Annotated in this window: 12 protein-coding genes; all 12 read right to left on the bottom strand. The window is 57.3% G+C overall.

Going from position 1 to position 13,983, the window contains the following annotated elements; genetic code table 11:
* Window positions 1–2: 2 nt before the first annotated feature.
* A complete protein-coding gene (locus MJQ68_RS17660; RefSeq protein WP_238752493.1) occupies window positions 3–6,434 on the bottom strand; it encodes an autotransporter outer membrane beta-barrel domain-containing protein in 6,432 nt (2,143 codons plus the stop codon).
* Window positions 6,409–7,656 (bottom strand): hypothetical protein, encoded by a 1,248-nt coding sequence (locus MJQ68_RS17665; RefSeq protein ID WP_238752494.1) that lies wholly within the window; start codon window positions 7,654–7,656, stop codon window positions 6,409–6,411. Before MJQ68_RS17665 ends, MJQ68_RS17660 begins: the two co-directional genes overlap by 26 nt.
* A complete protein-coding gene (locus MJQ68_RS17670; protein WP_238752495.1) occupies window positions 7,656–7,940 on the bottom strand; it encodes a hypothetical protein in 285 nt (94 codons plus the stop codon). Before MJQ68_RS17670 ends, MJQ68_RS17665 begins: the two co-directional genes overlap by 1 nt.
* Before the next feature lie 36 nt (window positions 7,941–7,976).
* Window positions 7,977–8,420: a hypothetical protein gene (locus MJQ68_RS17675; RefSeq protein WP_238752496.1), complete on the bottom strand. Its 444-nt coding sequence runs from the start codon at window positions 8,418–8,420 to the stop codon at window positions 7,977–7,979.
* On the bottom strand, window positions 8,414–8,821 hold the full coding sequence (locus MJQ68_RS17680; RefSeq protein ID WP_238752497.1) for a hypothetical protein: 408 nt from the start codon (window positions 8,819–8,821) through the stop codon (window positions 8,414–8,416). The genes MJQ68_RS17675 and MJQ68_RS17680 overlap by 7 nt, the downstream gene beginning before the upstream one ends.
* Entirely contained in the window at window positions 8,821–9,225 is a 405-nt protein-coding gene (locus MJQ68_RS17685) for a hypothetical protein (RefSeq protein WP_238752498.1), read from the bottom strand. The genes MJQ68_RS17680 and MJQ68_RS17685 overlap by 1 nt, the downstream gene beginning before the upstream one ends.
* Before the next feature lie 3 nt (window positions 9,226–9,228).
* Window positions 9,229–9,363 (bottom strand): hypothetical protein, encoded by a 135-nt coding sequence (locus MJQ68_RS17960; protein WP_264759020.1) that lies wholly within the window; start codon window positions 9,361–9,363, stop codon window positions 9,229–9,231.
* A 2-nt stretch (window positions 9,364–9,365) separates the two neighbouring features.
* Complete coding sequence (locus MJQ68_RS17690; RefSeq protein ID WP_238752499.1) at window positions 9,366–10,265, bottom strand: hypothetical protein; 900 nt, start codon at window positions 10,263–10,265, stop codon at window positions 9,366–9,368.
* A complete protein-coding gene (locus tag MJQ68_RS17695) occupies window positions 10,265–10,990 on the bottom strand; it encodes a hypothetical protein (RefSeq protein WP_238752500.1) in 726 nt (241 codons plus the stop codon). Before MJQ68_RS17695 ends, MJQ68_RS17690 begins: the two co-directional genes overlap by 1 nt.
* A gap of 73 nt (window positions 10,991–11,063) precedes the next feature.
* Window positions 11,064–12,254 carry a hypothetical protein gene (locus MJQ68_RS17700; RefSeq protein ID WP_238752501.1) on the bottom strand — a complete coding sequence of 397 codons (1,191 nt, stop codon included), beginning with the start codon at window positions 12,252–12,254 and terminating at the stop codon, window positions 11,064–11,066.
* A 584-nt stretch (window positions 12,255–12,838) separates the two neighbouring features.
* Window positions 12,839–13,708, bottom strand: a complete 870-nt coding sequence (locus MJQ68_RS17705) for a V-type ATP synthase subunit I domain-containing protein (RefSeq protein ID WP_238752502.1) — start codon at window positions 13,706–13,708, stop codon at window positions 12,839–12,841.
* Window positions 13,708–13,977: a hypothetical protein gene (locus MJQ68_RS17710; RefSeq protein WP_238752503.1), complete on the bottom strand. Its 270-nt coding sequence runs from the start codon at window positions 13,975–13,977 to the stop codon at window positions 13,708–13,710. Before MJQ68_RS17710 ends, MJQ68_RS17705 begins: the two co-directional genes overlap by 1 nt.
* Between the last annotated feature and the right edge of the window lie 6 nt (window positions 13,978–13,983).

The raw sequence follows: 13,983 nt of genomic DNA on the forward strand, positions 1-13,983 counted from the left end.
TTTTAGTTTATTCTTTTAATAGTCATATAGCTATTCTCAAGAAGGGTCGCGCTAGTACCATTGGTTTTAATGTATACCGCCATATTGGTAGGAGTAGTGACTTCAAAGACGCCTATGATCGGCCCATTCAACGCTTCGTCATAATCAAAAGGATTGTAAAGCCCGGTATACCCTGTAACGTCGCCGTTCAAGTTCGTTCGAGCGTAGCGAAGTGCAGTTGCATAGTTTATTTGATTATTGGTCGAGCCGGCATTACTGTCTATTATAAATTCGGCACTGGTTCCCCCATTGAAATATAGGCCTACCTCTATGGTGTATAGCCCGACAGGTAAGGGGGTAATCATAATCTCCTGGTTACCCGTGATACTTCCGCTAAAAGATTTATCTGCGGCAGTGTGCGTTCCGAAAACGCGCCGGTTCGCTTCGATTAAATCCAATACTTGCTGCTCCTTTTGATAGCCCCGGGCTTGGGCTATGTTATCTACTTCCGTTTGAGACAGCACCTTATCCGTCCACGTAGCCGTCCGGCTCACCCCGTTACTCTGCTGGATGGTTGCTGTCTTGGTTGCATTACCTGTGACGTCAAAGTCGGTGACAGTGGTATTACCATCTGCTGTTCCACCACTCCCGCTAGCGTTAATGGTGATCGTGCTACCTGACTTATCCAGCGTGACGTTTGTCCCGCCGCGTAGGCTCACCTTGGAGGTAGAGCCATTTATGCCGATGTCTGGCACAGCAGAAGCGCCACTTACCGTCAGGTCTTGATTATCGTTATCGGTAAACGTGCTGGTGACTACGCCGCCGCCCCCGGAGAAGCTATTGGTAATAGTCTTGGTAGCTGTTCCCGTCACTGACTGCCCGGTGAGGTAACGATCGCTAATAGTGGCAGACAGTTTGGAAAGGCCACTACGCGTAATTTCCACAGTCTTGGTTGCTCCGAAATCGCCGGTAATACTCAGCCCCGTCGAATAGTTATTGCCATCTGAGGTAGTGCTTCCCGAGCTAGGCAGCACTACGGTCAGGTCACTCATGCCGTTACGCCCCAGGATGAGGGTATTGCCCGACATGGTAGCAGAGTTTACCACGTAGTCTAAGAAGGTAGCCGTGGCGGTCCCCCCGCCACCGCTGAAGCCTCCGGTAAAGGTCTTGGTGGTGGTGCCCGAAAAAGCTACTGAGTTGATGTATCGGTCATTAATGGTAGCGGTAAGTTTGGCCAGCCCCGAGCGCGTCATTTCCAGCGTCTTGGTCGCGCCGTATCCGCCAAGGACTGAAAGTCCTGTGGGGAAGTTGTTTCCATCCGCTGCGCCTTCGCCAGACGGCAGCGCGATGGACAGGTTCGTCGTACCGTTGCGGGTCAAAATCAATTCTCCATTGGATACCACCCCACCGGTCACCGCTACGTCTACCAGGGGGACTACGACCGTGCCACCGCCCTCCATGGCAAGCGTAATATCTTTGTCCAGCACGCCGGTTACCGCACCAGACTTTACGTAGCGCGCCGGGGCCGTGGGGATGGGAATAGATACATTGGGCAGACTGTGCCGGGTAAGGCGTAGTTCCCCGTCCTCAAACAGGCCACCGGTAACGACTGCATCATTCCAGTTCATGTCAAAGGTGCCGCCGCCCGTGTTGTAGCTGAAGGTGGCTGTCTTACCCGTCGTGCCGGTCACGGTGCCGGAATTGACGTAGCGCGAGGTCGTCTGGGTAAGGGGAATGCTGATGTTCGGCAGCCCGTAGCGTTGCAGTTGCAGTTCGTTATTGGCGTACAGGCCACCGGTTACCACGTGGTCCTTCCAGATCGTTTCGTAGTTATTAGTGCCCTCCACGGACACCACCATCTTCTTATCCGTCGTGCCGGTTACTAGGGCAGCAGTGGGGTAGAAGTTGGGCGTAGCCAGCGGGATGCTAATGTTGGGTAGTCCGTTGCGCTGTACCTGAAGCTCTTCGGTCGCATCATCATAGAGCGCCCCGGTAATCACATGGTCGGTGAAGGTCGTTTCGATGTTGGGCACCGCCGTTTGGGTTACAATGAGCTTTTTGGTCAGTGTGCCCGAACTCGAAATACTAGATACTTCGTTTGATCCCGCGTCTTCAATCTTAGCCAAGTTCTCCGGGCTAAGTAGTCCGGCTTTCGTAGAATCTGCCAGGAACAGAATTGCTCCACCACCGCGCGCAATGTTGAGAAATACCCGATCCGTGCGGTGGTCGGCGAATAGGGATTGATTATCCGCCGAGGGGGGCGCAAACTGACGTATCAGTTCGGCCACGTTGACCTTTATGTTCTCCTGAAGGCTCAGGGTAAGTAGGCTGTCCTGCTGTAGCAGAATGCGCTGTAATTCGTTGGAGTTGGACCGATCGTTGTCCGCCGCTTCATTTGCCGCAATTTCGTCGCGTAGGGGTTGGTCATTGTACGATCCGTCCGGGTTAGCAGCAGTAGCACAGATGTCGCCAATACAGAACACTTCATCGGTGGCCTGCGTCACCCACGTACCGTTGATGTATTCGCGCGGCTTGTCAATATGGAAGCGCATGTAATCGCCACTAGACAGTGACCCCTCGTAATTCAGGTTATTATCCAGAATGCCCCAGCCGGTAAGGCGTAGGTCGATCTGCACGTCATAGCTAGGTTCTCCTGCGTTACCGGCAGATACTAGTCCGCCCTCTGTTCCTGCATTAGCGTAGGCATTGGCCGGTTCGGTGTCCGAGGCCCACTGCCGCACGATCCGGTTGGACTGATCGGCAACTAGGGCGCGGGGTGCGCGGTCGAAGATCTGCCACGCATCGACGTAGAATTGATTGTCCGACATGAGCAAGGGACCACCGTAGGAAGGCGCGCTAATGGCTCCCCGGTCTACCCCCGAAAGGGCCAGCGGGTCACCGGGCCGGGGCGCACCACCCAACTGACCGAACAGGCCGCGCGTCTGCCCGATAAAGGTGTTGCCGGTGATCTTGGAGCCGCTGCCCTGGTGGCTCATCATATTGGTGATCCCGGTGAACAGGACCGTATTGTTGCGGAAGTCCATGCCGCGTCCCGGCGTCGTGTTCCAGTTGCCAATCCCGGCATCTGACATGAACGTGTTCACGAAGCCACCACCAATGACTGCGAAGGTGGACCCCTCGAAGATGTGGTTGCCGGTTGACCCCCCGATTTGCAGCAGCGACTTTAGGCTAGGGTAGTAAGGCTTGGTGTTCTGTGAGCCGTCCAGCACCCACGTACCGTTCGTGTAGCGAAAGCCGTCCGATAGCTCGATGATCTCGATACCGATGTTGGAGAAGTCCACATTGTCCACCCAGAAGTTGCGGGTTCCCCGGGCGATCTGTGCGCCCTCGATTTGCCCCACGCCGGTGGTCAGTAGACCGTTGCGCCACAGGAAGTCGCGCCCGCCGTCGATGGATAGCGAAAGGCCGTCCCGGTAGGTTACGTTCTGCTGCCGGTGAGCGAGGTGAAAGTTGAGCGCCTTGTTGCCGATCTGGTTGCCCATGCGGAAGCCGTCGCGCCGTCCAACGACCGTCATATCGCGCACGACGAAGTTCTGTACCAGCCGGGTGGCCGGAACGATGGCGCGGAACTTCAGCAGGTCCGTACCGGCTGGGATGGTTGTTCCGGGGGCAGAGTTACCCTGTCCGGCGAGGTTGCGGATGACGTAGCCATTCGTGCCGATAGCGACGCGCTCAAAGATGTCACCGGCGAGGTTGAAGATTTTATCCTGAATGGCTCCGGGGCGGCTCTCATCGTCTTCGTTGGGTAGGTCGAATACCGCCTCTACCGTTGCTCCCTCGGCGGGCATAACGAAGCTCTGCGCTAGTTTACCGTAGGTGTTGGCGTTTTTCAGGCTGTAATCGCGCGTTAGGGGCGCGTCAATGAATACACCCGCGCTCGATAGCTTGGTAATGATGCGGTACGACCCCACCGGCACATCGAACTTGTGTGCGCCATTCGTTAGCACGATAGGTTCTCCCACCGAGAACCGGCCGGAAAAGTCGTTGCCCTTGAAGGGGATAAAGGTGCTACCGACGGGCAGGTCCAGAGCAAAAGCGGCTACACGGTCGGGTTCGTCTTCCCACCCTGCTTCGCCGTATTCGCCGTATTCGACCGCTCCTTCCTGCGACTTAGCATCTCCCAGGGGGGTGGTCTTACCAGTTACCTCGTAGTCGTGGGCTTTGTAGGCGTCGCGATCCGCGACATTGTAGTACTCGTTGGGGAGGGCGATAACCGTACTCTCCCAATCGCCGGAAATGCCGCCCCGGATCGTACCGTTGGAGCCAATGAAGGCAATGGTGCCGGTGGGGCTATCCATCTTCAGGATCGCCTTAATAGCTGACTTCGATTCTTTAAAGACGTAGCGGGGGTCCGTCGAATTATATAGGTTCTGCGCTAACCCCTGGCGCGTTGACTCGTCCACGTCGCCCATGACGTAGGCCGTACCCGGCACCGTAGCATCGAATCGCACGGTGAAGGGGTCATTGCTCAAGCCCCGCTCCGTAACTGCTAGGACGGCGCGCCGGTAGGCGTTGTACGACTTCGTGTAGTTGTCATTCAGTACGTCGAACTCTGCGTTCACGAGGCCGTCTGCCGTAGCGCCAAACCAGTTCGCATAGACGTCCCGCTGACGAAGGTTAACCAGCATGGTAGCGTCAGGGAATAGGTTCTGCCAGGGTTCGGCCTTGACGAATCCAGTGTAGGTCCACTCCCGCCCTGCCCCGGTAATCTGACCGGCAGGGCCAAACTCTACAATGGCGTAGGGGGCGGTGGTGGTAATGTCCCTGGTCAATTCTACCGTGTTGTTCACGTAGACGTACTGTGGTCCGCTCAACCCCTCCAGGCTGTCCTGTGTGACCGGCAGGCCGGTGCTTGCGCCTGCCCCTCCGCCGCCGCCACTGTTGATCAGGGTGCGGAAGTAGCTAAAGTCCACGCCACCGAAGGGGCCATAGGTCAGTACATCGGTCTGCTCATCCAGCGCAAGTCGGTAACCCTCCAGGGCAGCGGCACGGGCTGAATTACCGTCAATATCCGAGCGCGCTGCATTGAGGTCCGTTTCTGCGTCCGTGACCCGGTTGCGCAGTTCGCTGTCGTCATACGTCTCACCCCCGGTAGGCCGGTTCAGCAGGTCGTTTACGTCCGTACGCAGGGCCCTGGTCGTGTCCTGTAGTCCAAGTAGCGCAGCGGTGTTGTTGTCGATTTTTACGCCATTAGCCAGCAGGTTATCGCGCATAGCTTGCAGCGAATCGGGAAGCTCTGCCCGCGTCAGGTAGGCCGATAGGTCGGGGGCTTCATGGTTGAGCGCGCGCAGGCTATCAATGGAGGTCAGGTTACGCTCAATGGCTGCACGTACCTCCGTATCGTCGTAGGCCGCGCCGCCGCCGCCGGAACTGCCGCCGGTCATGCGCTCGATGTAGACGTAATTACCATATCCGGTTATCGCCCGAACGTTCGCCCCTGAGTTCTGAAACTGCTCCAGCTCTACAAAGTCCGTCGTACCGTTCAGGTAGACCGGAACAGAGCCGGAAATGATGAGCACGCCACTGCTGCCGGTCGCAAAGGCGGGGCGTTGGTAGGCCATCAGCTTGTGTAGCCCGCCATTCTTGAACACGCCCCAGGTGAGGACCATTTCGTTGATCGCATCCTCCACGCCATACGCACCAGCTAGCTTGTACCACCCAGCTATCGTAGGCTGAAACCGGCTGCCGTTCCAGACTTCCTCTGGGTCGTATTCCTCCTCGTTGTAGCTCAGGACTTTGTAGGAACCACTGGAGTAGTTCGGCCTACTGGTCGAGGTTGCCGCCACGACCAACTGCCCGCCGCCGGTGGTCACTCCGCCGCCGCCTCCTCCGCCGCCCGCCGCGATGAGCGCCTGAAGGTCACTGCGTAGCACTACGGTAGTGTCTGAGAGGCGCGAAACCAGGGCAGTAAGCGCGCTGTCGTTGTAGGTTGGCTTGGCATCAATGCGCGCGATCTCAGTAGTGTTGTCGTCTACCTGAGCCTGAAGCGCAGTGGGGTCAAACCGCGTAGCAATAACCGAATCAATGCGCTCCTGTAGTGCGCTATCATCGTAGGAGCCGGAGCCACCGGCCTCATCGTTTGCGTCTGCATAGTCTTTGGCCTCCTGAAGACTGATGGCAAGCTGGGCCAGTACGTAGTTGCGTGTGGCTAGGCCGGTGGTGTCGAAGGAACTAGTGAGCGTCACCCAGCCCAGGCCCGGTTCCTTGCGCAGGCGTTCCCCGGTGGCAGTAACCGTAGTAATGAAGTAATTGGGCGTAAATCCTGCATTGAGCACTGCCGTATCTGCCTTGGTAGTAATGCGCTGCCGCACGTCCAGAAAGTCGGCAATCTGGGGGTTGAAATTGGTCTGAATGCGGATCTGCGCCACACCAAGCAGGGGCAGCAGCAAAAACACGAAGGCCAGCGCCTTAGCGGAAAATCGAGTAGACTGCATTATCTGCCTGGGTTAGGTTCTTGAGCTTATAGCCCGTGTAGGTGGTGGTGGTATTATTGGTCAGGTTATTGGTGGTGACCGTGACCTGAAACTTGTCGAAGGAGGCGGTGACATCGAAGCCGTTGCCGTCCTCAATGCGGCTTAAATCCTTATCTGCCCAGGTATTAGGCAGCAGGAAGTAGATGAAGCCGGAGCCGTTGACCGTAAGGCTCTTATCGCCCTCTGTAGCAATGAGCTTTTGCAGGGCGGTATAGGGGCTTCCTTCCGTGCGTAGGTCCGTGGGGCTAATGCCGAAGAGGATGGCGTAGACTGCTGTCAGCTTACGCTCTGAGCTGCTGGCTGTGCCGGTTTCCTGTCCGCTGTAATCCTGCTTTGCGCGTAGGGCGTAGGTGGACGCATTAAACCCACTAGGGCCATTGGGTCGAAAGTCAAAGACTAGGGAGCCGGTGGTCGTGCCGCCAAACGTTGCCTGCGGTGCGCCATTTACCTCGATGCGGCCATTCGTTAGGGTAGCCGAAGAGGGGTTAGCAGCCGTTGCAGTGAAGGTGTAGCGCGTGTAGCTCCCCCGTTCCACCACGGCCGTGCTAGGCGACTGCGCTAGGCTCATCGTAGGCGGCGCGTAGTACATCCATTCCAGCACGTCGCGTACGGTAGACCCTCCAATGGTCAGCCCCACGGTAAAGAGCCTGCGAATGGGTCGGGTAGAATCGAAGGGCAGGCTAGTCACTCCTCCGCTCTGTTCCAGGGTATCAATGCGCGCTTCGTGGTCGTCCACAATGGCGCGTAGTTCGGTATCATCGTAGCCCGTTCCGCCCGACCCGCCGGTGGTTATCGCGGTCTGAATCCGCAGCAGGTTATGGGCGTGGAGTTTAGCGAGGGCTTCGCTATTGAGGTAGTTGGAACCGTCCTGCGTAGGAAGTACTAATCCGGCTGCTGTGGTGGCCGTAACCTGCCCGCGCGATCCCTGGGGGCTGCGCTCCGTGCTACCGTTGCCCACGAGGTAGCGCACGTCCAGTTCGGCTAGTCCAGCGTCTAGCGTGACGGTCAGCACCTCATAGAGGGCCGTAGCATCGTACAGCACATGGCCGGCAGCAATGTCTGCCACGCCGTACTGCCCACTGCCCACGGTGGCGACCTTTCCCCGGTAGTTGCCGGAGGTTCCCGTTGGGCTGAAGTTGCCCAGCAGAACCGATAGCCGCACGTCCGTGGTCAGCCCCACCATTAGCAGTTGGGGTTGATCGTGACTAAAATGTTGCTTATCCCGTCAAGGGTTAGGGTGTTGCCGGTGGGGGCGGTGAAGTAGCCCAGCACCTTAGCGCGCTCATTAAACCAACTGCCCTGAAGAGTAAGGGCTTCATCCGCTCCGGCTTCGATCTCCTCACACCACTGCTGGCCCAGCCAATCGTAGCGGAACACGTAGGTGCCCGCATCGCTGCTGCGAAAGAGGGTTTGCTCCTCCCCACACTGGGGAACACGGTAATGAAGGGAAAATTGGTTACAGTACACCAGGTAAGCCGGTTGGCTTCGCCCCCTGGGGTATGTCTAAAGTTTGGCGAACGCGCCAATACAGGGATGGACCGCTACTAAGTAGACAATGGCCCATCCGCCGTGTAAATATACGAGAAAAAGAAAGACTAGGAGGGTTACCCAGCCTCCAATCCAGATGGATAGGCAGAATGGGCAGATATAGCGTTTAAAGGCCGGGGCAATACGCCCTACTTCGTTATAGGCTTGCTCCATAACCGCTCCCTTTTCAGCGAGGGGGGAATGTTGAGCCAGCCGTAGCGCACCACGTAGGTAGTCAGCTACCGGGGATTGCTGTTCCCCCACCAGAATGGTACGATCGCGCCCGTAAATATTGGCGAGGTGGTAGCGTACCTTCCATAGGGGGCTAGGGTAATCCAGCGCAATGTCGAGCACCCGAACGCCGTAATGCACGATAAAGGCGGTCAGTAGCGCGTAGCCGAATAGTTCAAGTACTAGCATACGATTCGCCGGGGTTCAAAGTGAATGGTAAATGCTACGGCCACACAGCATACTTCGCGCGTCGGCTTCGTGCCGGTTTCCTGGGCATAGATCGCCTCACTTCTCCGGCTTGCCTCAGTCACCTTAGCGCCCGTGGACCGGATGCGGCTCATGAGGTGATTCAGCAGGGTAAAGGAATTGATACCGGGGCGGTTATCCACTGCTATGGCGACGTAACTTGCCTGCCACGTTCCGTTCTCCCCCGCCCCATACTCATACACCCCGTCACCGGTGGCAGCGGGGCGCAGGTAGCAATACCGCGTCAGGTCGTCAAAGCCCTCCTTGGCGCGCTCCACCAGCTTTACGTCCGGGTAGTCTTCGCCTAGGAGTTCCAGTAGGTCAGTCAGTAGTGATTCGTCCATTAGTTCGTGCGTCTGTATTCACGCAGGAAAGCCCTACGCGCCTTAGCTATTTCGTTTTCGTTGAGGCCGAAGATGTCTTTTCCTGTTTGCCGTTCCGTTTCTTGGTATTCCGCTATTCTGCGACTGTGTACGCTGGTAAAGCCGATCACGGCCCCGTCGTCCCGCGCGCCCACCTGGATACTTCGCCGCAGGTCGCCCTCAAATTCGAGATCCTTATAGTCTACCTGCCGGCCGGCCTTCTGCCGCTTCTTGCGGTACGACCGGCTGCGGTATCGCCCAATGCGACCCTCCTCTGCTTCGCCCTCATTGAAGATGCGCCGCTTCATACTACCCAAGGCGGTACTAGCCGCTGCCAGGGAAGCGTTAGCCGCACGTTTTTTCAGGTTTAGGCGGTTAGAGGGCATGGGCTACTTTTTAGCCGGGACGATGGAATAGACCTTCTTACCCCCCACGGTGACGGTCTTACCGTCCTGCGTGGAATAGGTCTTGGAGGTCGTAGAGGGGCGGCTGGATTTTTTGGAGCCGCAGGAGGAACAGGCCATTACTAGGGAGTTGATTCGATAATGCGCTGTCCGGTACAGCTGACGCAGGGACCGGATAGCTTGGCCCGGGCCACTGCCATAGACAGTTCGCGGTAGTATTTAGAGTCGTGCTTGAGGTCGGTCACCGGGTCGCGCGTCCCCATGATGCTGGCGTAGATCCGGCCCGCACTTTCCTTGCCGTTCCGCGCCAGGGGGTTGTCCCGGTCGGAGTATTCGAGTTCCTGCATGAGCAGGGCAGCGGTCATAAATCGGGTGGCTCTACCCAGCGACTGAGCGAAGGCGCACACGATCTGATCGCACAGGGCCACGTAGTGAAGCTGCGCTGCCCCGTAGGTCGCGCCGGTGCTCTTTGCCGTTGTTCCGCGCAGCCCGTAGGAGGTTGTACGGGCTAGTTGCAGCCCGTCTACGCCCACCAGGGAGCCGGTAATGGTATCGGCCGTTACATCGGTTTCAATGTCGTTGTAGCCCTGCTGAAGCAGCACCGTAGTTTCTACCCCATTGAGGGTCAGGGTAGCATTGCCCAGCCGGTCAGCATACACCGTCAGCTTGTCGAGCCGTAGCCGCAGCATGGGCGCGTAACGTTCCAGCTTGAACGCGCCTTCGGGGACTAGCTTATTGGTATCGAGATCCCCCAACGTTCGCCGCTCGGCCACCTCTTCCACCTCGTACTTCTCCCCCAGCCGGTGCAGGAAGTCGGCTGCTACCTGTTCTGCTGCTAACCGGCGCAGGCGTAGGAACAGTTCACGCGCCGTCTTATCTTCTTCGGTAGCTGTATGGGCAAAGGTGCGTAGGGCCACACCGGGTAGGTCATTGACCAGGTAAGCGCCGGGAATGTCCTCACACAGGCCCTTCAGCCCCACGTAGGGTTCCAGGCAGGCGGTATATTGGGCTACTTCGGTCACTAGAATTTGATTATGTTAATCCCTAGCTCCCCACTCAGTCCGGTGATGCGTTTACGCACCGTGCCGGGGGTTGTGATGGGTAGGTCGAAGTAGTCCACCCCATCAGCGGAGGTGTCCGGGAGTTGTTCGTAGGGGTCGCTTTGGCTTAGCCGTGTCCGCTTTTGCAGCTTCACGTAGGGCCATTTCCCCGATGTATCGTCCTGGTTGACCGTAGCGCGATCTGCACCCCCGGAGGAGGCGAGTTCAAAGACCCCATCGTTCCAATCCGCCGCCGTTCCGGCAAACAGACCGGACAGGCCCAGTTGACCGTCCCGCCACGCCACGGACAGCGATCCGGGGGATAGATTGACCTGGGGTAGTTCGTCCCGGTTGACGTCGGCAAAGACCAGGGTAAGCCGTGCTGAGGCGATGTACTCAGAGCGTATGACCATGCCGGAAGTATTGTTCGTGGTTCCACTAAAGCCACCCCCTACGACGAACGTGCCCACACTGACCGGCTGTAACGCCTGATCGGTATAGAACGAGCGAATGAAGCCCGACCCGTCGCCTACGAACTTGCTTTCGTTCTTAGGGTATTGGGTAGAGGTTGGAGGAATGGGGTTCCCGTGGGCATCAATAAGGATATGATACACCGCTGGCACCGGAGCCTCCGCATCCGTTACGTCCCAGCCGTAGATCGACTGGGTGAAGGAGCAGAGTTTGGATAGTGTTGCTTTGCCAGCCATAGGGGAATAAAAAACGGGGATGGGACTAGCCCATCCCCGCCGGGTTGGGGGCGAAAAGTGAAAAAATTAGGTCTTAGGCAGCAGGCTCAGGAGCAGGCTCACCCACTACGTCGATGCAGTTGTACGCCTCACAGACCGCATCCCAGAGTTGGATGTAATTCCAGGTGGTGCCTTCACAGAAAGCGTCCTGGGGAATGGTCCAGATGTCGAACTCCTTACGCATCTTGTAGGAGATGGTGTTGGTACATTCGTCGTAGCGCACTTGCATGTCTACGATGAAGGGGCGACCGATGACGGGCGTACCGATGTCTACCTTCTGGCGTAGCATGGTGCCACTGCCCCGGATGGGTTCGGGAAGCCATACGACGCGGCCTCCGTCAACGATGCGGTGGCTAGGGTTGTCGAAGCGGTAGAACTCCACCAGCTCCACCGCACCGGGCAGGAAGGAGATGATGGGGTTGAGGGCGGGACTTCCGGCCAGGGTCGTAGGCAGGGAGTAGTCCATGTAGGCACCCGACAGGTTGTTGCGGAAGTCGTTCACGTCCAGGCCGTCCACGTTGCCGTCGTACAGGCCGGAGGTGGCAGAGAACGCACCGATGGCCTTGGTGGAACCGATCAGTACGGGCTGCTGACCTCCCATGGGGTTCATCCGCATGTAGTCGTAGGACAGGTCGTACAGGCCGGTGGGCTGGGGAACACTGGAACCGTCAGCCAGGGGCTTGAACAGCTTCAGTTTAGCGGGGGTAACGCTCGTGGCATCCGTTCCGGCGAAGGTCGATCCAGCACGGGCTACCAGCTTGGCCGCTACCTTGCGGTTGAACTTGGTAATCATGCTCTCGGCCTTGGTCGCCAGGATGCGGGCCAGGGCCTGCGAAGGATCTTCACAGTTGAGGTCGTAGTCGTCTGCCGACAGGCTAAACTCTTCGGCTACGTAGTCGTCGAAGTAGAACTCGTTGTAGCCGAACTCTTCGAGGGCCTTAGCCGGGGTTTCACAGTCGAAGGATACGTCGTCAGTAGCCGATTCGCCACAGACGGGCTTGCGGTACTTTACGTCGTACTTGACGCCATTGGTAGCAGTGGGGCTGGCCTTGCGGACGTTCATGACGTCATTGATGCTGCGGCCAGCGTTATCCAGCACGGCGGCGGCAGACCCAAAGGTGCGGCCGTTGCGTTGGAGGTTAGTGTACAGACCACCGGCAATACTTGCCAGGGTAACTTCAGTTTTGAGGCAGCATTGTTCTGCTGCGGTTGCGCGTTGTGCCAATTTTACGATGGGTTAGATCGCTCCCTATTCCTTAATCGAGGTTTGGGTAGGCACCTATAAGCCCTATGGCACGTATTGATTGGTATGCCCCGCCGGGCTAGACGCTCTTCGCATCTGTACAACAAATATACAACAAGTTTTACAATTACAGTTGGAAAACTTCAAACAAAAAAACCCACCCTACTAAAAGTGGGGTGGGTAAAAAGACGCCATGAATATGAGGGGGACGTTATTTTATGTGCTAATAGCCTCGCCGAGGATTGATACGCGTGCACCTGTTTCAGAAGAATTGATAGACAGGCCTTGTCGGTCTACGGGGGTGGCAAAGAAAGATCCATCTATGTCAGCCTTTTGAAAGACTGCAAGGAAAGGCTCTGCGGGATTATTCTCGCGGATGTACCCCTCGCCTGCAATATTGCCGGGAGTCCGGCTCCGGCAGTACGCTATCATCGCTTCGTTAGCAATTACCTTATCCCCGATAGTAAGGGCAGGCGCGGTTACAGTGCCTGAATACGCTACGTACTCTACGTCAACTATTGTAACGCTACCTCCTTTGTCGTTCGTTGTGCTTGGCATGTCGGGGGTTACTGCGCAGCGAGTGCTTCACTGAGGAAGGACGCACCACCGGTATTGATTTTCTTGCCGCCAATGACGCGCTCGTTGGGGTTGGGGTCGTCACCACGTCCGCCGTTGTGCTCCGGGAACATCTTCTTAGCGCGGGCGATAGCAAGTAGGCCGTCGGCGGGGTTTTCAATCTTGTGCTTACCATCTAGGGTCAGGGCGGTCGTGCCGTCTGCTGACAGCATCTTTACTACGGGCTTATCAGGATTCGCCCGATCGACTGCCAACTTGTAGCCTAGCCGGTCCATGTACACTTTGAGCACGTCGGACGGGTCGCCAATGTCCTTCGCGTCCTTAAACTTGTCAGAAGACACAAACCCCATGAGGTACTTGTCAATCTCGCGGGCATCGTCGCGTTCGGCATAGCTCTTTTCGAGTTCGGCCTTCTTCGCGGGCAGCTCTGCTTCCATGGTGGAAATGCGCTCCTCTGCCCCTACGTACTTGTCCTTGTACTCCTGAAGCTGGGCGCGTAGTTCGGCGTCCGTGGCGCTGGTAGCCTTGCTTACTGCCTCTTCCTGCTTAGAAGCAGCCAGGGCGATCACGTCCTTAATGTCCTTACCTTCGACCTCCGCCTTGTCGAGGTTGAACGCCTTGGTCAGCTTGTTGACCAGGGGCGTGACGGTAGCGGCGTACCGCTTGCCCTTCTCGCTTTCTTCGTAGGCGTCCTGAATGGCCTTGGTGTGCTTTTCGACCGTGAACGCCTCGCGTTCCTTAGCAAACTGCTTGATCTCTGCGGTGGCATCGAAGCCTTCGGGCTTGTCCTCTGCCGTCAGCTTGGCGATGAAGTCGGGGGTGGCTCCTAGTTCAAGGGCCAGTTTTTCTAGTTCTTTCATTATTCGCTTTTAGTGGTTTTAGTGCGGTTCGGACGCCGCCCGCGCTTCTTGGGGGCGGGCTTGTCTTCCGGGGCGTCTTGGGTGTCGGCTGGGGTGGGTTCAGGGTCTGCCGGAGGATCTTCTTTGGTGGCTTTCTTGGTGGCGGCCTGCTTGGGCTTCTCCTCCTCTGCGAGTTGGTAGCGGGCGGGGTTAGCGCGCGCCAGCATCTGCATGTAGGATTCGGTTAGTCCTTCAATGGCCTTACCGCTTTGTTCGTCGAGTAGTAACATAAAACA

It is taken from the genome of Neolewinella maritima, assembly GCF_923081025.1.
GTDB lineage: Bacteria > Bacteroidota > Bacteroidia > Chitinophagales > Saprospiraceae > Neolewinella > Neolewinella maritima.

What these genes read in the sequence shown, in the direction of transcription:
- MJQ68_RS17695 (WP_238752500.1), bottom strand. Translation starts at nt 10,990, where the DNA reads ATGGCTGGCAAAGCAACACTATCCAAACTCTGCTCCTTCACCCAGTCG.
- MJQ68_RS17705 (WP_238752502.1), bottom strand. Translation starts at nt 13,708, where the DNA reads ATGAAAGAACTAGAAAAACTGGCCCTTGAACTAGGAGCCACCCCCGAC.
- MJQ68_RS17960 (WP_264759020.1), bottom strand. Translation starts at nt 9,363, where the DNA reads ATGGCCTGTTCCTCCTGCGGCTCCAAAAAATCCAGCCGCCCCTCTACG.
- MJQ68_RS17675 (WP_238752496.1), bottom strand. Translation starts at nt 8,420, where the DNA reads ATGCTAGTACTTGAACTATTCGGCTACGCGCTACTGACCGCCTTTATC.
- MJQ68_RS17680 (WP_238752497.1), bottom strand. Translation starts at nt 8,821, where the DNA reads ATGGACGAATCACTACTGACTGACCTACTGGAACTCCTAGGCGAAGAC.
- MJQ68_RS17660 (WP_238752493.1), bottom strand. Translation starts at nt 6,434, where the DNA reads ATGCAGTCTACTCGATTTTCCGCTAAGGCGCTGGCCTTCGTGTTTTTG.
- MJQ68_RS17685 (WP_238752498.1), bottom strand. Translation starts at nt 9,225, where the DNA reads ATGCCCTCTAACCGCCTAAACCTGAAAAAACGTGCGGCTAACGCTTCC.
- MJQ68_RS17665 (WP_238752494.1), bottom strand. Translation starts at nt 7,656, where the DNA reads ATGGTGGGGCTGACCACGGACGTGCGGCTATCGGTTCTGCTGGGCAAC.
- MJQ68_RS17710 (WP_238752503.1), bottom strand. Translation starts at nt 13,977, where the DNA reads ATGTTACTACTCGACGAACAAAGCGGTAAGGCCATTGAAGGACTAACC.